This window comes from Sphingomonas sp. ERG5 (genome assembly GCF_000803065.1).
In the GTDB taxonomy this organism is placed as follows: domain Bacteria; phylum Pseudomonadota; class Alphaproteobacteria; order Sphingomonadales; family Sphingomonadaceae; genus Sphingomonas.
Genome location: NZ_JSXI01000029.1, coordinates 99,534 through 121,695, shown reverse-complemented (window position 1 = coordinate 121,695; position 22,162 = coordinate 99,534). Strand labels below are relative to the sequence as shown.

The following is a 22,162-nucleotide window of genomic DNA, read 5'->3' as shown; positions in this document are numbered from 1 at the left end:
GCGCATGCGGCCATTATCCCACGTGGCCCGATAATTGCATTTAATATCTGTATGATCAGCGAGACATGAAAGCGAAATCATGCCGCCGAGATGGGCGCGGGCGCAGAAAATCTATCGTCCTGAGAAGAGGAAAAACGGCTTAATTCCGATTGACTAGATAGGAATTGGAACGGCACCAGTCCGGCACTGACCGGGCCGCCGCCACGAGCGGATGTCAGCCAGCCCAACGCACCAGATCAATCCAAGTCCCGGATCAATCCAAGTCCCAGATCAATCCAAGTCGAGGTATCGTCATGCACAAATCCCATCGCCGCGCGCTGCTCCTGTCCTGCGTCACGGGCATGGCAATGATCGCCGCGCCGGCCTTTGCCAGCGACCCGGTGCGCGATGCGGACCCGGCGGTGACGGCGGATACGGATGCGGCAACCGAAGCCGCCGGCACCGAGATCATCGTTACCGCGCGCCGTCAGTCGGAGCGCGCGCAGGACGTGCCGATCGCGCTGTCGGTGCTGACCGGCGCGGCGCTGGAACGCACCGGCGGCTATACGCTGACCGATGTGCAGTTCCAGACGCCGAGCCTGACCGCGTATAATTCCAACCCGCGCAACAGCTCGATCGGCATTCGCGGCATCGGCGTCTCCTCCGCCTCGGACGGTCTCGACACCTCAGTCGGGGTCTATATCGACAATGTCTATCTCGGCCGCCCGGGCATGGCGCTGTCCGACCTGATCGATGTCGATCGGGTCGAAGTGCTGCGCGGTCCGCAAGGCACTTTGTTCGGCCGCAACAATTCGGCCGGCGTGCTCAACATCACCACGCGCAAGCCCGAATTCACCTTTGGCGGCACCGCCGAACTGTCGGCGGGCAATTACGGCTACAACCAGGAACGCATCAGCATCACCGGGCCGATCATCGACGGGCTGCTGGCGTTCCGCGTCACTGGCTTCAACACGCACCGCGACGGTGTGCTCGACAATATCAAGACCGGGCTCGGCGCCAACAGCGTGGGCCGCGCCGGCGGGCGCATCCAGTTGCTGGCGACCCCGGCGACCAACCTGACGCTGCGGCTGATCGCCGATTATTCGATGGAGGACGACAGCTGCTGCGTCAGCGCGACCAAGCTGGTGCTGCCCGCGAGCCTCAGCGCGACCACCGGGCGCACGCTCCAGGCGCTCGCGGCGCTCGGCTATGTCCCGGCGCGCAGCCTCGATTTCACCCGCAACAATTCACCGCAGAACATGAAGACCGACCAGAAGGGCGTGTCGTTCCAGGCCGACTGGGATCTCGGTTTCGCCAGCCTGACCTCGATCTCGGCCTGGCGCTACTGGCATTTCAATCCGTTGCAGGACAGCGACGGCACGCCGCTCGATATCATCCAGGTCAATGTCGCGCAGACCAAGGACGATCAATATTCGCAGGAAATCCGGCTGGCGTCGCGCCCTGGGCGCTTCAACTGGCAGGTGGGCGCTTATCTGTTCCACCAGCGGCTGAAGGATCATTTCATCCTCAACCAGTTCGGCACCGATGCCAGCGCGTTTTACACGACCTATGCCCGGCTCGCCAATCCGGCGGCAGCCGCGATCAACATCGCACCGGGATCGCAATATCTCGACGATGTCGACACGACGGTCGACAGCGTCGCGGCATTCGCCCAGGCCAATTTCGCGGTCACCGACCGCCTCACCGTGACCGGCGGCATTCGTTACACGCACGACAAGCGTTCGGGCACATCGGACACCTCGACCTTCGGTACGCCTTATGTCCCGACCTCTATCCCGTTCCACTATGACGTATCGGTCACTGACGACAATGTGTCGTATCTGGCCAGCGTCTCGTACAAGCTGGCCGACGACGTGCTCACCTATGCCTCCTATTCGACCGGCTACAAGGGATCGGGCCTGAACCTGAATTCGGCGGTGTCGGCGGGCACGCCGCTGGTGCTGGCGCCGGAAAAGGTCCGGAACTGGGAGCTGGGGCTGAAGAGCCAGCTGTTCGACCGGCGCCTGACACTCAACCTCAGTGCCTTCTCGACCAATTTGTCGGGGCTGCAGGCCAATATCGTCCCGACCAACGGCAATCGCTCCTATCTCGCCAATGTCGGCGAGGTGCGGTCGCGTGGTGTGGAGGTCGATGCGTCGCTTCGCGCCACCGACACGCTGACGCTCAGCGCCAATGGGTCATATAATGACGCGACCTATACGAAATACGCCAACGCGCCCTGCCCGGTCGGCGTGACCGGCATCTGCGACCTGACCGGCAAGCCCTTGTTCCAGGCACCCAAATGGGTCGGCAACGCGACGGTCGATTATCATGTCGAACTGGCGAACGGCCTGCGTCCCTATGCCCTGGCGCAGATCAGTTATCGTTCCAGCACTTTCGGCACCGCCGATGCCGGTCCCTATAGCCGGATCGACAGCTATGCGCTGGCTAATTTCCGCATTGGCACGACCTTCGCCAAGGGCCGCTACGATCTGTCCGCCTGGATCAACAATGCATTCGACAAGAAATATTTCCAGAACCTGTCGACCACCGCGATCGTCGGCACCTCGCCTTTTGCCTATGCCGGCCAACTGGGCGCGCCGCGTACGATCGGCGCGACGTTGCGCGCCAGTTTCTAGGCCAGCTTCTAGGCCAGCTTCTGGGCCAGCTTCTGGGCCAGCTTCTGGGCCAGCTTCTGGGATCGACTTGGGGCAAACGGGAAGAGGTGATTTCACGCAACCCTGATGTTGCTCCACATCTGCCTGTTTACGCAAAACCGTATCTATTATGGTTCCAAAAGAATTGGACCTGGAAGAGTGCGACCTCTTATCCTTCGACTCAGTACAAATCATTACATCAAGTTACTGGGCACGATCGGGGGCAATGTTGAAACCGAACTGGCGCGAAATGCCGTCTTGCAGGGAGCTCGATCTTGTCGCAATTCCCGGAGGCGAAGTCGAAATCGGATCGACGCTGGATGAAATAGATGCCTGTGTCGACGCCTGGCGAGACCGGCTGGTCGACCCCGGCTATGCGCCAGCCTTTCGCGACTGGATCCGCAAGGAATATCCCCGGCACGGCATTCGGATCGCGCCGTTCCATATCGGCCGCTTCCCGGTCACCAATCAGGCCTATACCGATTTCGTCGCCGCGACCGGTCACCCGATTCCGGAATCGATCGCGATCGGCGGCCCGGCCCGGCACCCCGTCTGGGGCGTCGATTATGACGATGCGCTCGCCTATGCGCTCTGGCTGGGTGACGAGACCGGGACCAATTGCCGCTTGCCGAGCGAGGCCGAATGGGAATGCGCCGCGCGCGGCCCGGGCCATGCCGACTATCCGTTCGGCGACAACTTCGATCCCGCACGCTGCAACACGATCGAAGGCGGAGTCGGCACGACCACGCCGGTCAACCATTATCCCCAGGGCATGTCGGGCTATGGCGTGTTCGACATGGGCGGCAATGTCGAGGAATGGACCTCGAGCTTCTATGCCCCCTATCCCGGCGGCGCGCGGGTCGACGATGATATCAGCAGCGCGGCCGGGTCGCGCTACCGCACGCTGCGCGGTGGATCCTTCGCGCTCGGCGGGGATCTGGCGCGGTGCGCACGCCGGCATGGGCCGCATCCGGCACCGCAATTCCGCTATCGCGGCTTTCGGGTGGTGGTGGCATGAGCGAGCGCGAAGCCCTGTCGTCCGCGACCTTCGACATCGCCCATCGCTCGCCGATCAGCGGGATCGATGCATTCGGCGATCATTATGTCGCCACTGCCGGCTATGACAGCCAGGTGATATTATGGGATGCGCGCGACGGCCGCCCGCTCGCCAATGCCTGGCACGATCATCTGGTCAATCAATGCCGCTTCAGTCCCGATGGCCGTCAACTGCTCAGCGCGAGCAGCGATTATACCGCGCGAATCTGGTCGGTCGGTGGACTGACTCCGATTGCCGTGCTGCGCGGACATACGGACGATGTGGAGATGGCAAGCTGGAGCCCCGACGGGCGTCTGGTCGCGACCGCGTCGCGCGATCACCTGATCCGCATCTTCGATACCGCCGGCACTTTGCTGCGCAGCATAAAGGGGCATGAAGCCGATGTCTTGTCGGTCGAATGGCGTGTCGATGGTCAGGCGCTGGTTTCGAGCAGCGATGACGGCACCGTACGCCGATGGGATGTGGTAAGCGGCGTGGAGCTGGAGCGTTTTTCGCTCGGGGGAGAAACCGACACGGTGGTGATCACGCGCGCGGGCACGTTGTTCGCAGGCAATGATCGCGGCGAAATCATCGTGCTCCGCGATGGACGGGCGTCAGTGACTCCGGGTCATGATGCCGGGATCAAGCGCCTCGCTTTTGACGAAGCGACGCAACGGTTGATGAGCGCGAGCTATGATCGCACCGTCAAACTCTGGGAACCAGGGGGCGATGACGCGCTGCGCCTGGTGCAGCAATCCGCTGTGCCGGCGATGATCTGGCTGCGCGCGGCAACCTTCGCGTCGCATGACCGGCTGTTGTTCGGCAGCTTCGGCAGCAGCTATGCCGAATATTCCCCGTCATCCGACCAATGGCGGGTCGACCGGATCGAGGACACGCCCGGCATCAATGCCGGCCATGTCCATGACGGCGCGGTCTGGACGGTGGGCGATGCCGGCGTGGTGCGCCGCGACGGCGAAGCGGTGACCCGGCTCGGCAGCCTGTGCAACTTCATCCATGGCTGGTCCGGGCGGCTGGTGACCGGCGGACAGCTCGGCATCCTGTTCGACGCGATTTCCGGTGAGGTGCTGCACCGGCACCATTCGCCGCTCAATTGCGCGGCGTCGTGGCGCGTGGCGAGCGGTGAGCGGCTGATCATCGGCGCCTATACCGGCGAGGGGCTGGTGTTCGCGCTGGAGGATGATGGAACCGTCCGGTTCGAGGGCGAGATCGCGCTGCACGACAATGCGGTCAAAGGCGTGGCATGTGACGGCCACACGCTGTTCAGCGTTTGTGCGACCGCCGCGATGGCGCGCCACGATGCGCTCAGCCTGGACGCGATCGAACGCCTGCCCGAGGCACATGACAAGATCGCCAATGGCGCCGCCCGTTTGCCCGGCGGCGGTTTTGTCAGCGTCAGCCGCGACCGCAAGCTGCGGTTATGGACCGATGCCGGCTGCCGCGCGATCGCGACGCCGCACGACCATTCGATCAAATGCGTCGCGACGCTCGAGGGTGCGCGCGCGATCGCCACCGGCTCCTATGACGGCAAGGTGGCGATCCATGACCTGACCAATGGCGACTGGCCGATCGTGCGGCAGATCAGCCGTTTCGGCATTTCCTCGCTCGCCGCCGACGAAGCCGGAAATGCGTTCGTCGCGACATCCTATGACGGGAATTATTACCGCATTCCGATGAGCGGCTGATCCAGGCCGAGCGAATCCGGCCGATACGCCCCTCACATTCCGTAGGGAATCAGCTCGAAATTGCGCGCGCCGCTGCTGCGCACCTGTGCCAGCGCCGCGCCATATTCGATCAGGATGCCGAGTGCATAGTCGAGCCGGAAGCGAATATAGGCATCGTCCTCCGACACCGGTTCGGGGTCGTTGAGGACTTCGGTGACGCGGCGCACGATCACTTGTTCCGGAATGTAGCAGATCTGCGTATCACGATAGCTGCTCAGCCGCAGTTCCGACGCCGGCGACGACCCGCCATGGCCCGATGACAGGCCGATGATCAGCGCCGGCCGGTCGGCCAGTTCGTGGCTGGTGCAATAGAGGAAGAAATTCTTCAGCGCGGGCGGCGCCATGCCGTTCCATTCGGGCGCGACCAGCACCAGCGCGTCGGACGCGCGGATCATGTCCGCGATCGGCGCCCAGGCCGCGGCCTGCGCCACCTGAGCATCGGGGTCGTCAGTCCAGAGCGGTAACAGGCCGGTTTCAAGCGTGACCGCATGCGCGCCGACGGTGCGACGTTCGAGCAGAGCCTGGATAAAGGCGGCGACCTTGGCCGATTGCGACCGTGGCCGCTGACTGCCGGTGATGATGGTGATCATGACATCGATACTCAGATAAGCGCTGGGATAAGCGCAGGCGCGATCGGCCCCAATGCCATGCACCGCTCATTGTGAATGCGAAAGCGGTGCGCCGTGCCCGAGCGCCCGAAAGTCGCGAGGTCGAATGGATAACCGTCCGGCCGGGTCATCCACACCAGCCCCTTGGAGAAATCGGACTGGTCGGGAACGACCGAGAGTTTCGCGCCGCTGGCGAAATCGCACAGCACCAGTTCGGTGCGATAATTGACCAAAGCGAGATAGCGGCGCGATTCGTCCCAGATGAAATCCTCGATCGTGTTGCCGCAATTGTCGACATAGTCGCTGACATGCTGCGTCAGCAGGTCGAACCGGCGCAGTTCGCAGGTGTCGACATAGATCAGCGTGTCATCGCACCATTTCATGCGCTTGGGACGCGAGGTCGGACCGAAGGACAACAGAGGCTTGAGATCGCCATCGCACAGCATGATGTCGCCGCGACGTTCGGCAAAGGCGAGTACATCGCGCCCCGGATGATATGCGAGCGACCAGATCGGCTCGCGAAGCTGGTTCTGATAGGCCTTGACGATATCGCCGCTCACCGTGTCGATCTTGTAGACGCAGCCGCGTTCGGTGCAGACATAAGCGACGGGCCGGCCCGGCACTGCCGCGAGATCGCGCAGTTCCTCGCCCACATCGCACACCTGCCGCGCCCCACCCTGCCCCAGTTCGATCAGCTGGCCATTCTTCTGCGCCAGCAACAGGCCTGCCGAGCCCATCACCATGCGCTTGGTATAGGTGCTGCCATTGGACGGTGGCTTGGCGACCGGCGCGCCGGGCGTGCTCCCGACCAGACCGGTAACCGGATCCGGTTCACCAAGGTCGATGCGGCCGATGCTGTCGCCCTCGCCCGCGAAGTACAACGTGTCGCCATCGCGCAGACAGGTCCAGACGGTGTTGGGTGTCTCCTTGATGCTGGCGACGATGCCCTGGGTGGCGAGATCGACCTTGTACAGGCCGCCATTGAAGCAATGCGCGATCAGCGTATCGGGCGCGCGCTCAAGCGTCCTGATCCAGCGCATCTTGTACGGCGCCCGCCAGGCGAGGCGCTTATAGTCGCAGGTCTTCGGATCGATCTCATAGACCGTGCCGTCAAAGCCGGCGGCGAACGCCCGCCGCGAGACTGAATTATAGGTGACATGTTCGAGATCGTCACGCGTGAGGCGATGGCCGCGCAACGGTTCCGTCCGGCCGCGGATATCGATGCGGATGACATAGAGTTCGTCACAGGCGATGAGATATTCGTCGTCGCCGAGCGGTTCGAACCAGTGAAGGTTGAAATTGCCCAGATTCCAGGAACGCAGTTCGACACCGTCGCGCGACAACACGGCATGGCCGCCCGCAGCGCTGATCAGCGAGCCATCATCATCGACGTAACGCAAGGTCACCAGATCGATATCATGGTGGAAGCGGGTGCAGTGCCGAATGGTCAGGCGATCATCGGGAAAATCGAGTTCGAGCACGCCGGCATTGCCGCTGCGCACCGCAAGCCGCTTCTCACGCGGGTGGAAGGTCAGTGCCTGGCTGAGCGAGTGCGCAAACGGTACCGGCGTGGCGTCGTTGCGGCACGGCACGTCGCGGAACACGAACCGATCGAGCAACCGGAGCGAACTGCCCTGGCGCTCGAAAATGCTGACGCTGCGGTCCATCGACATGGCCGCGAAATAAGGCCGCGTCGGATGCGCCGCGATGACTTCAATCGCGCCGCCATGTGCGTGTTGCCGTTCGAGCACGGCGAAATCATCGACCCGGATGACGATGACGTCACCACCCATGGTGCCGGCAACGAGAATCTCTTCGTCCGGCGCAAGCGCGAACGACCCGATCTTGCGCGAAGACTGCATCTGACAAAAAGCCCCTCGGAGGTCGTTGCGGCTCGCCGCATTCGTATGCGGCGAGCCAACACGGATCCGAAGTCGGTCAGATCATCTGGCGGATCGAGAACCCATGAGCGAGGACGGTGGCGGGCGGAATATTGCGTGCTTCGGCCGCAGGGACGCTCAAAACCTGTTCGTTGAACAAGGTCTGCATCACATAGCGAAATTCGGCATCGTTAAGCTTTCCGTCAAGTTTACCACGGAATGACTCAAGATGCTTGTAAAGTTCATCCAAGTTCTTCTGGCCTTCGCTGGTCTTGATACCGCTAAGTGCGGCAGAAGCTTTTCCGAGATCAAGAATCATGATTATCTCTCCTTCTTGAAACATCTAGAATGGATGTATTCCGAGATGACGACCTTGAGTATCCAACGAATCACTTTCCAGTCAAGGATACATATCCAATTTGGAGTATAAATATATCAGATGCTGATATAGACTATATGACAGATACTTGAACTTGGATATCGGGGACTCCCGGTGTAAGTAATGTTACGAAGGGAAACGGGCATGCAGTCTTTCGATGCTCAACTCACGCAGAGCCAGTTGATCGTCCAATCCTGGGCTCGCCGGGCGCGGAGGCGGAGCCCGGCCGGATGACGCGCGCCGCCGTCATGGCCAGGATCGAACCTAAGTCCGGTACCGCGCCTGACGAATCGCGCAGCCCCGGACTTGCCAGCCTGGCGCCCGTGATCCGCGATCTTGCCATGAGCTTCAGGCCGTCCTGCGTGCTGTTCTCAGCCGTTCAGACCGGCCTTTTCGCGGCACTCTCGCCGGACGGCAGCACCGTTGCGGAGGCCGCCCAAGCGGTGGGCATGACCGAGACCTCGGCCAGGCTATTGCTGAACGGGCTGGTCTCGATCGGCCTCGCCCGACACGGTCAGGACGCGCGATACCGGCCGCTGTCGGCGTTGGACAGCGCGGCACTCACCGAGGGATTTCTAGCCGAGGTCCGCGCACATCACCGCGAGGCCGCGGCCTGGCTGCGGACGGCGGCATTTCTGCGCGGGCTGGAGGATGTACCGGTCGCGTATCGGCGCGAGTTGCTCGACGGGCGGATGGCGGAGCGTCCGGGCATCCGGGCGATGAATCGCCAGCTCGCTCAGGTCATTCTCGACCGGATGGGACCGCTGGCGTCGCGCGCGCGGCATGTGCTCGACATTGGCGGCGGCGATGGCGATTTCTGCGAGGCGCTGCTCGCGCACAATGCCCAAGCGCGAGTCGAGATCCTCGACCTGGCCAGCGGCATCGGCATGTGCCGGCGCTTTGCGACAGGCCCGGATGCCGGCCGCGTGGCGCTGCGCATCGGGGATGCGCGTACCCTGACGAGTGGCACGCGCTACGATCTGGTGGTGATCAACGAGTTGCTCGAACTGTTTCCGCACGCGGAGAAACGGGCGATCGTCGAGCGCGCGGTCGCCGCGCTGGCGCCGGGCGGGCACGTGGCGATCATCAAGTTCGCGCTCGACCGCGACGGGGTGCGGCCGGCGGGCGCGGCGCTGTTCTCGGTCCGGATGACGCTGAAATCGGACGGCGCCTATCTGGAAAGCGATGACGAGGTCGCCGCGATGCTTGGCGCGTGCGGCTGCGACGCGATCGAACGGCTCGACATTGGCGGGATAAAATCGGTGATGCTGGGCCGGCGGACGGGCAGCACGGAAATCTTGCGGGAGAGAGACGGCATGAACGAGACACAGGCGACGGCGGGCGAACTCGCGCTGTGGCGCGAGCTGATATCAGTGGCGACGTCGTTCCGGCTTGCCGGAGTCCTGTTCGCCGGCGCCGAGCTCGACCTGTTCAGCCAGATCCCGCCGGAGGGATGCAGCGCGGCGGACGTCGCGGCGCGGACGGGCACCAGCACGGTCGGCGCCGAGGTGCTGATGAATGCGCTCGCCGCGATCGGCATCATCCATAAGGATGACAACCAGTTCGCGATCCATGGCGATGTCCGGGTATTGCTGGCGCAAGGACCGCGCTGCATCCTGCCCGAAATCCTCCAGTTCCGCGCCGAGAACGAAATCTGGCTGCAGCTCGGCGACATCCTGCGGTCGCCCGAGACGCGCCCCGAAGCCGCACGGATCATGGAAAGCGCGCATTTGCCCGAGTATCTGACCTCGGTCGCGATGGCCAACCAGCCCGCCGCCGACCGGCTGGTCGAGCATATCGCACCGCTGCTCGAACGGGCGACCGACGTGCTCGACCTGGGCGGCGGGAGCGGCACTTTCTCCGATCGCATCCTGTCGGTCGCGCCGCAACTCCGGGTTACCCTGTTCGACCGGCCCGAGGTGATCGAACAGAATGGCCCGCGCTTCGCGGCACAGATTCGTGCCGGGCAGATTGTACTGCAAGGCGGCGACGCGCTCGACTTCACGCTGGCCAACCGTTTCGACCTGGTGCTGGTCAGCGACTTGCTGCATTATTTTTCGCACGCCGAGAAGCGCCGTATCCTCGCCAATGCACAACAAGTGCTCGCGCCCGGCGGCACGCTGATCATCAGCAAATTCAGGCTCGACGATAGCGGCGCCTCACCACCCGCGGCGGCACTGATCTCGCTCAAAGTGCATCTGCAGCGGCCCGAAGCCTATCTCGAAGAGGATCGAGAGGCGGCGGCGCTGCTGCGCGAACTCGGCCTGGCGGCAGTGACGATCGAGCGGCTGGACGATGCAAAGTCGATGGTGAGCGGCAAGGCAGCGGCAGCATGACCAGCTATGTCGAGCATATCCAATATATCACCGGCGACCTCGACCGGCTGGTCGGTTTCTACAGCCATGTGTTCGACTGGCGGCTGCGCGGGCGCGGGCTGGAGAAAGCTGCCGACCGCTCCTATGACTGGGTCCATATCGGCACCGACGATAGCTATGTCGCCTTCCGCACGCCCTATCATGGCGGCGAGCAGATTGACGGCACGCGGCTCGGCCATACGCATTTCGGCATCGTCGTGCCCGACCTGGACCAGGTGATCGGGCGGCTGGACAGCCTGGGTTGCGCGTATCGCCGCAAAGGCAATCATCCGTTCCGTGAGCGGATCTATATCCGCGATCCCGACGGCAACGAGATCGAGATTATCCATTATCTCAGCGCCTATCCCGCCGAGCGCAACGATTATGACCTTGACGGCTAGTCGCGACGTGCCGGACCGGAATGGGGAGACGGGCGCAGAGCCGCCGCCCGAGCAGGATCTATCGGCGGCGCTCGACCGCTTGCTTGCCGATGCCGAGATCTGGCGGCCGCGCATCCTGATGTCGGCGGTACAGCTCGACATTTTTTCCGCGCTGGAGACCGAACCGGCTTCGGCGGCGCGTATCGCCGAACGGCTGGGCACCGATCACGCGGCGACGGCGCGGCTGCTCAGCGCGCTGCACGAGATGGGCTATCTCGCGCTGACCGCCGACGGCTATCGCAACATGGCGGCTGCCTCGGCCTTCCTGACCAGTTCCTCGCCGCATTATATCGGCTCATGGTTCAAGCTGCATGACACCGACTGGCCGGCCTGGGCCGGATTGACCCGGTCGATCCGTGAAGGACGTGAACCGGCGGAGGGAAGCATTTTCCATGATCGCGAACGACTGCGCACCTTGTTGCTGGCCGCACATGAACGTGCGTTGCTGTTCCATCTGGCACCCACGGTCGCGGCGATCGACCTGGCCGGCGTGCGTAACCTGCTCGATCTCGGCGGCGGCGCGGGCAGCTATTCGCTTGGCTTTTGCGAAGCCAATCCCGATCTGGTCTGCACCATCTTCGACTTGCCCGACGCGATCGACATCGCACGCGAGATCATCTCACCCTATCCGATGCGTGATCGGATCCGGCTGGTATGTGGCGATTTCACCCGCGACGATCTGGGCGACTCCCATGACGTGGTGTTCCTGAGCAATGTGCTGCACGGCGAGGGCCCTGCCGCCGCGCTCACCTTGCTGCGCAGGATCCGCGCCGCGCTGGCGCCCGGCGGGCGTGTGATCATCCGCGATTCCTTCCTTGAGGAGGATGGCACCAACGCTCGGGGCGGGGCGGTGTTCGGCATGACGCTGATGATCGAGACGCTCGAAGGGCGGACGCACCGGTTGAGCGATGTACAGGCCATGCTGCGCGAAGCGGGGTTCGGCGAGATCGACCAGCCGAGCGGGCAGTTCCTGGTCGGACGGGTCAGCTAAGCCATCTGCGCCGCATAAGCCGGATCGACATAGCCGACATCCACGCCGATATGCGAATAGACCTCGATGATATGGCCGTCGGGATCGGCGAAATAGAACACGGTGCGCAGCCCGTCCGGCGTAACATAGAGTTCGGCGCGGCCGGTCGGCTGTGGGCCGACCACTTGCGAGATGCCCCGATCCTCAATCAGCCGGGCGAATTCATGCACGCCGTCAGTCGTGGTTTCGAAGCCGAAATGGAAACGCGGATGGCCAAAGCCCTCCCCACCCTCCTCGAGGAAAAAGTCGAAACCGCCCACTTCGAGGATCACCTTGCCCGGGCGCAAATGGCGGACATAATGAAAACCGAGCTTGCGCACGTAAAAGTCCATCGACCGTTCGAGATCGGTCACCGGCAGGTTGAGGTGCGACAAGGAAATCGCGTGCTTCATGCTGACCATCCCCCAATATCATCGCCGGGATCATTTAGCATTGGGCGCACATCAATGGTGGGGAAATGGGTGCGAAATGGACGGATCGCTTATGCGGGATCGAGATACGAAGGCGAGCAGCGGCAGCGGCAGCGGCGCATGGCCCGAATAACTTTGCGCCGATGGCAAGGTTGGCAATGTGCGGTTGCCGCCGATGCGAAATTCGGGGGATGACCTGTTCTGATATTCGATGTCGTAATGCAGGCTGATGATCGCGGTGTTGACGATACAGAAATAGGCTTAGCGCAATTTCTTGTCCGTCAAGGGCGATTCAATCAAGCTGCAGGATGCCGCACGGTGACGGTCGGACGAGACGCCAGCCAGGCGCTCTTGTCTGCGCTCTTTCATATGGCCGTGAAACGTCGGGTGATCATCACCCCTGTTTCGATCGGAACGGCCCCTGTTAATGTCCCTGTTCCGCCCTGTTTTCATAACAGGGGCGGCATCAGCCATGTTACTGAAAACAGACGCATAATCCAGATCCCGGATCCAACACAACAGGGGCCAGAAAATACAACGTCGAAAACAGGGGATAACAGCGGGTAACAGGGGCGAAGCTTTAAAGGGTCCAGCCGAACTCCAGCCAGAATTTGTCGGTGTCGGTCGCAAAACTGTCGGCACGGTAGCGGGCGTAGCGCGCCGACACTGTGGCGTGGCTGCGCTTCACGCTGGCGAGCAGATCCCATTCATCGCCATAATGCTGGCCAAGCCGGTCACTGTCGAAGCGATGATAGGTCGCCGATAGTGCGATCGCATCGAACGGGCCGGTCTTGCGCCAATTGTAGCCCGCAACGGCGTACAGGTCGCGGATGCCGTTCGGCGGGGTGGTGGTGAATTTGTCGGCCCAGCCCTGGAATTTGAACAGGCTGGACAGGGGCGTCTGCACGCTGGTCAGCGCGACGCCGCGATCGGCGCCGAGCACCTCATAGCCGCCGGTGGCGGCCAGGCCCTTTATCGTCACGCTCGTTTCGCCCAGCCAGTAATCAGCCGCATAGTCATTGGGGTTGCGATGATAATCGCTTTGCCGCGCCCAACTGGCGACATAGCCGAGCTTGACTGCCGGGGTGAGCGGCACGCTCCCCGCCAGGCGCAGGCCATAAGTCTGGCTCGACAGGCGAAAGCCCTGCACCGCCGCCTCGTCCTGATCGACCAGATAGGCGAAGCCGGTCAGCGTGCCGATCTTGCCGGCATAGCCGAGCAGCGCGAAGACATTATTGCCACTGACCGCCGGCTGGCGCGCGCCGGTGCCGTCGATGCCGTTCACGGTGCGGTCCGACCAGGCATAGCTGATATCGGCAAACGGCCCCTTCGCCCCGCCCCATTGCAGCCGCGCCGCGTCATAGGTCTGCTGGTTCTGGCGGAAATTGGACGACCCGACAAAGCGCTGATCGGCCAGCTCGATCAGTTGGCGTCCCGCCGTCGCGGTGACGCCGTGCGCGGCGTAGCGCAGCTGCGCGCGGTTAAGTTCGATATTCTGCGGATCGATCACCAGCGGATAGGCCGCCTTGCCGTTAGTCCCGCTATTATAGTGTTCGCTGATCGCCAGCGTCGCCTCGCTTTCGACCAGCACCGACCAGGGCCCCTTGCTCGCCTGCACCCCGCTGCGGATGCGCTGGGTCAGAGCATCCGCGGCGTCCGCAAGGCCCTGCTGGTCGACTTGCTCATAGCGCAGCCGCGCATCGACCAAAGGTTTGAATTCGACCTGCTGCGCCTGGGCCGCCTGAATCCCCGCAGCCAGCACCGCAAGCCCGATCGCCCGCGCCACCTTCCTATTCATCGGATGCCTCCGGCTCAGACCGGGTCGGCGGCAAGCCGGGCGTCGATCGCACCCAGCTCACCCGAGGCACGGGCTTTCTTGCCATAGACGAACTCGAACAACGGCCCGGCCATCATCGTCGTCACGATCGCCATCAGCACCAGCATCGAGAACAATGCCGGGCCGATAATGCCTTTCTGCAGGCCGATATTGATGATGATCAGTTCCATCAGCCCGCGCGAATTCATCAACGCGCCGATACCGAGCGAGGTGCGGTTGTCCTCGCCCGACAGACGCGCCGCGAGATAGCAGGCGCCGCCCTTGGCCAGGATCGACGCGACCAGGATGCCGAACGCGATGAGCAGCAGGGTCGGCGAATTGACCATGTCCATGCGCGTGTTGAGGCCGGAGAAGGTGAAGAACATCGGCAGCAACAGCACCACGGCCAGCGGTTCGACCTTGCGCTTGAGCTCGACCACGAACAGGCCGCGCGGCATCACCGTGCCGAGGATGAAACCGCCGAAGATCGCGTGGATGCCGATCGCGTCCATCAGGAAGGCCGACAGGCAGAACAATGCCAATGTGATCGCCAGCACGGTCAGGCTCATCTCGCCCTCGCGCTCGACCTTGCGGCCAAGCGGTGCGAGCAGCTTTTTGCCGAACAGCATGATGAAGGCCACATAGAGCAGGCCGCCGCCGATCGCGAGCAACGCAACGCCCGGACCGCCGCCGAAGGTAGCGAGCACGATCGCCAGCACGCACCACGAACAGGCATCGTCGAATGCCCCGGCGGTCAGCGACAGCGTGCCGAGCGAGGAATCAGCCAGCCCGCGCTCATTGATGATCCGCGCCAGCATCGGGAAAGCGGTCAGCGCGATGCACGCGCCCATGAACAGCGTCGCGTTGAGCTGCGAAATGCCCGCCGCGAACAGGCCGGGCACGCCGATCAGCCACGGGGTGATGATCACCGCGATGATGAATGGCGCGATGATGCCGGCAAGCGACACGCCGAACGCACTCTTCGCCTTGGAACGGAAATGGTCGATCTTGAGCGTGGTGCCGACCAGAAACATGTAGAGCCCGACGCCGAGCTGCGCACCGGCATAGAGCACGCTCTTGGTTTCCTTGGGGAACAAGGCGCCCTGCAATTCGGGAAACAACAGGCCGAGCAGCGACGGGCCAAGCACCACGCCGGCGATCATCTCACCGACCACCTGGGGCTGTCCGAGCAGCTTTTGCCCAAGCCAGCCGACCACGCGGCAGGTGAGCAGGATGACCGCGAGCTGGAGGAAGAAATGCACGCTGAAATCGCCCGGCGCGAAGCTCTTCGCGGCTGCCTGGACTGCGGGTCCATGCGGCGACAGCACGTCGCCCAATGTCGCTAGCGTGCTGTCGATCAGCCCCTGAGTCATTCGCCATCCCCCCGTGCGACCGCATCTTTTGCGGCTCGTGCAGGAGGAGAAACCAGGTGGGCGTTGCTGCGCAATGCAAAATCATGCAAAATGGGAACGTTCTCACAATTTTCTGGCCGATCCGGCATAATCTGTTGCGGGTCCGTCACAGCGTAGGTACGTACCTACGTCAATTCAGTCGTTCGAACACCGGGAGCGGACCCTGTGAAGCGCTTCACCAGCCGTGAGTTCAACCAGGATGTCAGCAGCGCCAAGCGCGCCGCGCGACTCGAACCGGTATTCGTGACCGATCGCGGCCGGCCGACTCATGTCCTGCTCAGCATCGATGCCTTTCGTACCTTGTCGGGCCAGACCGAGGGGGTGGCGGAACTGCTCGCCGCGCCGCGCCTGCCCGATATCGACCTCGCTGCCGCCCGGTTTGGCGGCAGCGGAGAACGCGGCTGATGTACCTGCTCGACACCGATCTGGCGTTCGAGCTGCACAAGATCCGCAGCGGCGATACCGATCCCGGCTTTGCTGCCTGGATCGCGGGCATCGCGCAGGCCAATCTTTTCCTGTCGGTCCTGACCCCGATCGAGATCGAAAGCGCGGCGGCGACGCTGGGCCGGCGCGACAAGACCGGTGCGACAGCGCTGCGCGACTGGGTCGAGCGACAGTTGCTCGGCGCGTTCGACGGACGCGTGCTGCCGCTCGACGCGGCGGTGGCGTCACGGCGTTCGCAGCTCGGCTATGCCGATATGCGCGACGGCCTGTTCGCCGCGACGGCGCTGGTGCATGGGCTGACCCTGGCGACGCGGCGAACGACGGCGTTCAAGGCCGGCCGGGTCAGGCTGTTCAACCCCTGGGGCTATACGCCCGATGAGGGCGACGATCATGACTGGCGCCAGGCGGCGCGCGGCGGCCCGGTCTGGCTCAAGAGCCTGTTCGTTCGTGGTTGAGCAGGGAATGGTCCGCGCATGAGCGAGAAACGGCGCATCCTGATCGTCGGCGGCGGCACGGCCGGCTGGCTGACCGCAGCCTATCTCGCCAAGGCGTTCGGCCTGGCCGCGCATCAAAAGCTTGAGATCGTCCTCCTCGAATCGCCGCAGATCGGGATCATCGGGGTCGGTGAGGGCACTTTTCCAACCATCCGCACCACGCTGCACTATCTCGGCATCGACGAGGCGGCGTTCGTGCGCGGCACCTCCGCGACGTTCAAGCAAGGCATCCGCTTCATCGACTGGCTGCACGCGCCCGACGGCGACCGGCACCATCGCTTCTTCCATCCATTCGAAGCGCCCTTTGAAAAGGACGGCGTCAGCCTGGTGCCCTATTGGCTGCTGCAGGATCCAGCATCGCGGCCGCCCTTTGCCGAAGCGATCACGATCCAGAACCGCGTCGCCGACGCGAAGCGCGGCCCCAAGCGCCGCGACGAGGGTGATTTCACCGGGCCGCTGAATTATGCCTATCATTTCGACGCCGTGGCGCTTGCCGGCGTCCTGGCCGAGCGCGCCCGCAATTTGGGCGTGACGCATCTGCAGGGCACGCTGCAGGACGTCATACTCGACGATCGCGGGGCGATCGACCATGTCCTGACCGACGATCATGGCGCGCTGTCGGCGGACATGTTCATCGACTGCAGCGGCTTCCGTGCCGAGCTGATCGGACGGGTGGACGCGCAGTCCTTCGTGTCGGTGCGCGACATTTTGTTCACTGACCGGGCGATCGCCTGCAAGGTCCCTTATGACCGGCCCGACGCGCCGATCGAAAGCTTCACCATCGCCACCGCGCATGAGGCCGGCTGGACCTGGGACATCGGGCTGGAGGGCGCGCGCGGCGTCGGCTGCGTCTATTCGAGCGACCATATCGATGACGATCGCGCCGCGGCGATTCTCCACGACTATCTCGGCGTGGCGCCCGGCACCGTCGCGACGCGCCATATCACGTTCGACGCGGGCTATCGGCGGCGGCAATGGGTGAAGAATTGCGTCGCGGTCGGGCTGTCGGCGGGGTTCCTCGAGCCGCTCGAATCAACCGGCGTGGTGCTGATCGAGGCAGCGATCGGCATGATCGCCGACCTGTTCCCGCACAGCGGCCCGGTCGAGGCACCGGCGCGGCGCTTCAACGAACTGATGACCGCGCGCTACGAGAATATCGTCACGTTCCTGAAGCTGCATTATTGCCTCAGTCGCAGGCCCGAGCCGTTCTGGCGCGCCAACGCCGATCCGGCGACGATCCCCGAACGACTGCGCGACCTGCTCGAGCAATGGCGCCACCGCCCGCCGGGCCGGTTCGACTTCATCCTCGACCTCGAATCCTTCGCCTATTTCAACTATCAATACATTCTCTACGGCATGGAGTTCGACACCGACCTGGCCGGCGGGCGGAGCGACTTTCCCAATGTCGAGGCGGCGGCGCGCACCTTTACCCGGATCCGCAGCTTCGGCGAGCGCGCGACCCAGGAACTCCCGCCACACCGCGAGCTGATCCGACAGATCAACGACGCGGGCTGAGCGTCACGTCAGGTGCAGACCGCCATCCACATCGAGGATGACGCCGGTGACGAAGCGGTTGCCGATCAGGAATGCCACAGCGTCGGCAACTTCGGCCGCCTCGCCCGGGCGGCCGAGCGGCGCCTGTTTGCTCGCCGACTGGAACAGCGCGTCAGGCTTGTCGTGCCACCACGGCGTATCGATCACGCCCGGTGAGACCGCGTTGATGCGACGTGGCGCCAGTTCGCGCGCCAGGGTGCGCACCATATGCTCCAGCGCGCCGTTGATCGCGGCGAGGCCCGATGTTCCCGGATTGGCGAGGCGTGACGAGGCCGCAGTGATGAAGGTGATCGAACCGGTATCGGGCAGATGATCCAGCACCGCCTGCGCCGCGGTCCAATGGACCCAGAACTTGGCCTCGAAACCGCGCCGTAATGCCGCGGCGTCGAGCGACGCAAAAGGTCCCGCGCCCGCGCCACCCGATGCGGCGATCACCAGATGATCGACCGTCCCGAGCTGCTTGAACAGCGCACGAAGCGCATCGCCATCGGCGGCGTCGATCGCTTCACCCCGCGCGCCGCCACCGATCCTCGCGACCGCCGCGTCCAGCCGATCCTGATCGCGGCCGACGATCGTCACCGCCAGGCCCTTGCCCGCCATCAGCATGGCGATGGCCAGGCCAATCCCCGATGTGCCGCCGATCACGACGATCTGGAGTTGCCGCGTTCCTGACATGAATAAACCTTTCCAGGTGATTGCGAGTGATGGCAGTCGAACGGATAATGTCGCCGAAATAGAGATGCCGAGCGATATTCGGTAGAGGATCGCCAGAGCTCGTCCCTCATACCGATCGATGAAGATGAAACCACCTGTCCCGACTTGTGCGGGGTTGCTCGCCGCCGTGCTGCTGCTCGGCGCGAGCCCGGTGCCGCCGACCCGCTACACCGTGGTGATGTCGGGCATCGCAAAGGGCAATCTCGACGTCTCACGCGAAGATGCCGCACGCCGCGTGCGGCTCTCCTTTCGCGATCGCGGGCGCGGCCCCGATCTGGTGACGGTGACCCGCTACGATCCGAACGGCGTGCCGGTCGAGATAGATATCTCCGGCACCGATTATCGCCGCATCGTCATCGCCGAGCATTTCGCCAGCGCTGCCGGCAAGGCGCAATGGACCAGCGCGGTCGATGCCGGCAGCGCCGCCGCCAAAGGCTTCTACGTTACCAATGAAGGCAATGACGAACAGCTCGCTGCGCTCGCCCGCGCCTTGCTCAAGGTGCCGGGCCGTCGCCTGCCGCTGCTCCCCACAGGGGAAGCATCGATCCGCCGGATGGCCGAGCATAAGGTGACCGGCAGTGCGGGCGAAGCCGTCGCCACGCTCTATTTCATCGACGGGCTGGGCATGGAGCCGACCCCGGTCTGGCTCGACCGCGACGGTGAGCTGTTCGCCGGTGGCGGCACCTGGTTTGGGGTGATCCGTGCCGGTTACGAGGCCGCCCAGACCGCCTTGATCGCAGCGCAGACCCGCGCATCCGACGACGCCGCTCGCGCCGAGGCCACGCGGATCGCAAAGCGGCCAGTGGGTCCCGTGCTGATCCGCGGTGCATTGCTGTTCGATGCCGAGACGAGGGCGATGCGGCCGGGGATGAGCGTGCTGGTGCGCGGCGACCGCATCGCGGCGGTCGGCAGCGACGGCAGCATCGCCGTGCCGAAGGACGCGCAGGTGATCGACGCGCAGGGCCGTTCGCTGCTGCCCGGGCTGTGGGATATGCATGTCCATCTGCTCGGCCAGCGCGACGGGCTGATGGCGATGATGGCGGGGCTCACCACCGTCCGCGATCTGGGCAATGACGTGCCCACGCTAAAGGCGCTCACCGACCAGTTCGACAGCGGCGCGCTGATCGGCCCGCATGTCCTGAAAGCCGGGCTGATCGACGGGCGCGGTCCGTTCGCCGGGCCGACCAAATTCCTGGTGTCGACCCCGGAAGAGACAAGGGCGGCAGTCGACCGGTTCGCCGCGCTCGGCTATCCGATGGTCAAGCTCTACAGCTCGCTCGCCCCCGCCTTGGTGCCGATCGCAGTGACCGAGGCGCATGCCAGGGGCCTGCGCGTCGGTGGCCATGTGCCCGCCGGCATGACCATGACCGAGGCGGTCGATGCCGGTTATGACGAGGTGCAGCACGCCAATTTCTGGCTGCTCAACTTCCTCGGGCCCGAGGTCGCCGCGCGCAGCAACACGCCGGCGCGCTTCACCGACGCCTATACGCGCGGGCATGAGATCGACCCGGCGGGCGCAGCGGCACGCAGCTTTGTCGCGCATCTCAAGGCGAAGAGCACCGTGGTCGACCCGACCCTCGTCACCTTCGAGACCATGTTCACGGGCTGGAAGGGCGAGATGTCGGCCTGGATCGCACCCTGGGCGGCGCGCATGCCGGCCACTGCCCTGCGCGACAGCCGCGGCGGCGGGCGCGCCACGACCAGCGCGCAACTGGTCGATTATCGCGCGTCGTTCCTGCGCATGCAGCAGCTGCTCAAGGCGATGCACGATGCCGGCGTGCCGGTGGTCAACGGCACCGACGGCAGCGCGATGCTGTATGCACGCGAACTCGAATTGCATGTCGCAGCGGGCGTTCCGGCCGCCGATGTGCTTCACGACGCCACGCTCGGTGCGGCGCGGGTGATGAAACAGGATCGTGACACTGGCTCGATCGCGGCCGGCAAGCGCGCCGACCTGATTCTGGTCGATGGCGACCCGACAAAGCGGATCGGCGCGGTGCGCTGTGCCGCGCTGGTGATGAAGGACGGCGTGATCCATGACGGGAACGACCTCGCGGTCGCCGTCGGGTTGAAGCCGCGCAACGGAGCCTGCCAATGACGACGCGGCGCGACATGCTGCTGGGCGGCTCCGCGCTGCTTGCGACTGGCCTGATCGGCATGCCGCTGCGCGCGGCGGCGAGGCAATGGGGCGAAAGCGATTATGCCAAGGCGATGGTGATCGACGCGCAAGGGTCGACCGGCGGCGGACAGCGCATGACGCCGGAGGTGATTGCCGCGATCCGCGCCTCGGGCATGACCGCACTGAGCATGACGGTCGGCCGGACCGGCAGCGGCCCGGGCCAGTTCCACGATTCTGTCGCCGAGGTCGCGCGCGTCACGCAGATGTGCCTGGACAATCCCGAGCTGCTGATTCTGGTCCGCACCGCCGCCGACCTGGCCGAGGCAAAGCGCAGCGGGCGGCTGGGCATGATCTGCAACTTCCAGGATTCCAGCCCGCTCGAGGGCGATCTCGCCCATGTCGCCCTGTTCAGAGGAATGGGCGTGCGGATGATCCAGCTCACCTATAACAAGCGCAACCTCGCGGGTGACGGCGCAATCGAGGCGGCCAATGCCGGCCTGTCCGACTATGGCCGCCAGCTGATCGCGGAGATCGAGGCGCAGAAGCTGCTGCTCGACCTCAGCCATGGTGGCGCGCGCACCATCGCCGAGGGGGTCGCCGCTGCAACGCGGCCAATGGCGATCAGTCATAGCGGCTGTCGCACTCTGGCCGACCTGCCGCGCAACGTCGATGACGCGACGCTGCGTGCGATGGCGGCGAAGGGTGGCGTGGTCGGCCTCTATCTGATGCCGTTCCTGCGCGCCTCGGGCCAGCCCCATGCCGAGGACCTGTTGCGCCATGTCGAGCATGCGATCGACATTTGCGGCGAGGATCATGTCGGCATCGGCACCGACGGCAGCATCACCGCCACGCCCGTCAATGCCGCAGCCTATGAAGCGCAGCGCCAATTCTACGAGGGACGCAAGTCACGCGGCATCGCCGCGCCGGGCGAAGCGCCCGACGTGCTCAACATCCTGCCCGAATACAGCACGCCGCGCCGCTTCTTCGACATCGGACGCGATCTTGCCGCACGCGGCCATCCGCCGCGCCGGATCGACAAGATCCTCGGCGGCAATTTCGCGCGGCTTTTCGGCGAGACATGGCCGGCGAACTAG

Annotated in this window: 19 protein-coding genes; 12 read left to right on the top strand and 7 right to left on the bottom strand. The window is 64.2% G+C overall.

Annotated features, from left to right (window positions below; translation table 11 throughout):
- Window positions 1–293: 293 nt before the first annotated feature.
- The 3 genes from OO12_RS12285 (at window position 294) to OO12_RS12275 (ending at window position 5,375) form a co-directional block, all read left to right on the top strand.
- Window positions 294–2,618 carry a TonB-dependent receptor gene (locus OO12_RS12285; RefSeq protein WP_052215809.1) on the top strand — a complete coding sequence of 775 codons (2,325 nt, stop codon included), beginning with the start codon at window positions 294–296 and terminating at the stop codon, window positions 2,616–2,618.
- Window positions 2,619–2,886: 268 nt separating this feature from the next.
- Entirely contained in the window at window positions 2,887–3,654 is a 768-nt protein-coding gene (locus tag OO12_RS12280; protein WP_034159167.1) for a formylglycine-generating enzyme family protein, read from the top strand.
- Complete coding sequence (locus OO12_RS12275; RefSeq protein ID WP_052215807.1) at window positions 3,651–5,375, top strand: WD40 repeat domain-containing protein; 1,725 nt, start codon at window positions 3,651–3,653, stop codon at window positions 5,373–5,375. Before OO12_RS12280 ends, OO12_RS12275 begins: the two co-directional genes overlap by 4 nt.
- A 32-nt stretch (window positions 5,376–5,407) precedes the next feature.
- Here OO12_RS12275 and OO12_RS12270 read toward each other — a convergent pair whose 3' ends face one another.
- The 3 genes from OO12_RS12270 to OO12_RS12260 form a co-directional block, all read right to left on the bottom strand.
- Window positions 5,408–6,004 carry an NADPH-dependent FMN reductase gene (locus OO12_RS12270; protein WP_034159165.1) on the bottom strand — a complete coding sequence of 199 codons (597 nt, stop codon included), beginning with the start codon at window positions 6,002–6,004 and terminating at the stop codon, window positions 5,408–5,410.
- An 11-nt stretch (window positions 6,005–6,015) separates the two neighbouring features.
- On the bottom strand, window positions 6,016–7,884 hold the full coding sequence (locus tag OO12_RS12265) for a WD40 repeat domain-containing protein (protein WP_034158964.1): 1,869 nt from the start codon (window positions 7,882–7,884) through the stop codon (window positions 6,016–6,018).
- A gap of 76 nt (window positions 7,885–7,960) precedes the next feature.
- The gene (locus OO12_RS12260; RefSeq protein ID WP_034158963.1) at window positions 7,961–8,221 is read right to left on the bottom strand and encodes a hypothetical protein; all 261 of its coding nucleotides are present in this window, start codon (window positions 8,219–8,221) and stop codon (window positions 7,961–7,963) included.
- Window positions 8,222–8,511: 290 nt separating this feature from the next.
- Here OO12_RS12260 and OO12_RS12255 point away from each other — a divergent pair, with 290 nt between their 5' ends.
- Genes OO12_RS12255 through OO12_RS12245 form a run of 3 tightly spaced genes read left to right on the top strand, consistent with a single transcriptional unit; the run spans window position 8,512 to window position 12,066 of the window.
- Window positions 8,512–10,617: a methyltransferase gene (locus OO12_RS12255; protein WP_034158962.1), complete on the top strand. Its 2,106-nt coding sequence runs from the start codon at window positions 8,512–8,514 to the stop codon at window positions 10,615–10,617.
- A complete protein-coding gene (locus OO12_RS12250) occupies window positions 10,614–11,036 on the top strand; it encodes a VOC family protein (RefSeq protein ID WP_034158961.1) in 423 nt (140 codons plus the stop codon). Before OO12_RS12255 ends, OO12_RS12250 begins: the two co-directional genes overlap by 4 nt.
- Complete coding sequence (locus OO12_RS12245) at window positions 11,026–12,066, top strand: acetylserotonin O-methyltransferase (RefSeq protein WP_235364771.1); 1,041 nt, start codon at window positions 11,026–11,028, stop codon at window positions 12,064–12,066. Before OO12_RS12250 ends, OO12_RS12245 begins: the two co-directional genes overlap by 11 nt.
- On the opposite strand, the gene OO12_RS12240 is transcribed toward OO12_RS12245, so the two are convergent.
- Window positions 12,063–12,497, bottom strand: coding sequence for a VOC family protein (locus tag OO12_RS12240; protein ID WP_160296796.1), 435 nt, complete (start codon window positions 12,495–12,497; stop codon window positions 12,063–12,065). The two genes, OO12_RS12245 and OO12_RS12240, sit on opposite strands and share 4 nt — an antisense overlap.
- Window positions 12,498–12,734: 237 nt before the next feature.
- On the opposite strand from OO12_RS12240, the gene OO12_RS28030 reads away from it, so the two are divergent.
- Window positions 12,735–13,082 (top strand): hypothetical protein, encoded by a 348-nt coding sequence (locus OO12_RS28030; protein ID WP_152616392.1) that lies wholly within the window; start codon window positions 12,735–12,737, stop codon window positions 13,080–13,082.
- Between the two features lie 13 nt (window positions 13,083–13,095).
- On the opposite strand, the gene OO12_RS12235 is transcribed toward OO12_RS28030, so the two are convergent.
- Entirely contained in the window at window positions 13,096–14,313 is a 1,218-nt protein-coding gene (locus tag OO12_RS12235; protein ID WP_052215804.1) for an alginate export family protein, read from the bottom strand.
- A gap of 14 nt (window positions 14,314–14,327) precedes the next feature.
- Window positions 14,328–15,704 (bottom strand): cation:proton antiporter, encoded by a 1,377-nt coding sequence (locus tag OO12_RS12230; protein WP_052215803.1) that lies wholly within the window; start codon window positions 15,702–15,704, stop codon window positions 14,328–14,330.
- 204 nt (window positions 15,705–15,908) lie between these two features.
- Here OO12_RS12230 and OO12_RS12225 point away from each other — a divergent pair, with 204 nt between their 5' ends.
- The 3 genes from OO12_RS12225 to OO12_RS12215 are packed head-to-tail and all read left to right on the top strand — an operon-like array spanning window position 15,909 to window position 18,196.
- On the top strand, window positions 15,909–16,148 hold the full coding sequence (locus tag OO12_RS12225; protein ID WP_034158959.1) for a type II toxin-antitoxin system Phd/YefM family antitoxin: 240 nt from the start codon (window positions 15,909–15,911) through the stop codon (window positions 16,146–16,148).
- Entirely contained in the window at window positions 16,148–16,642 is a 495-nt protein-coding gene (locus tag OO12_RS12220; protein ID WP_034158958.1) for a PIN domain-containing protein, read from the top strand. The genes OO12_RS12225 and OO12_RS12220 overlap by 1 nt, the downstream gene beginning before the upstream one ends.
- Window positions 16,643–16,660: 18 nt before the next feature.
- Window positions 16,661–18,196: a tryptophan halogenase family protein gene (locus tag OO12_RS12215; RefSeq protein WP_034158957.1), complete on the top strand. Its 1,536-nt coding sequence runs from the start codon at window positions 16,661–16,663 to the stop codon at window positions 18,194–18,196.
- A gap of 3 nt (window positions 18,197–18,199) precedes the next feature.
- Here the strand turns inward: OO12_RS12215 and OO12_RS12210 are convergent, their stop codons facing one another.
- Window positions 18,200–18,910, bottom strand: coding sequence for an SDR family oxidoreductase (locus OO12_RS12210; protein ID WP_034158956.1), 711 nt, complete (start codon window positions 18,908–18,910; stop codon window positions 18,200–18,202).
- Between the two features lie 124 nt (window positions 18,911–19,034).
- Between OO12_RS12210 and OO12_RS12205 the strand changes: the two genes are divergently transcribed.
- Together OO12_RS12205 and OO12_RS12200 are read left to right on the top strand one after the other, a co-directional pair.
- Entirely contained in the window at window positions 19,035–21,047 is a 2,013-nt protein-coding gene (locus OO12_RS12205; protein WP_235364770.1) for an amidohydrolase family protein, read from the top strand.
- Window positions 21,044–22,162: a dipeptidase gene (locus OO12_RS12200; protein ID WP_034158954.1), complete on the top strand. Its 1,119-nt coding sequence runs from the start codon at window positions 21,044–21,046 to the stop codon at window positions 22,160–22,162. The genes OO12_RS12205 and OO12_RS12200 overlap by 4 nt, the downstream gene beginning before the upstream one ends.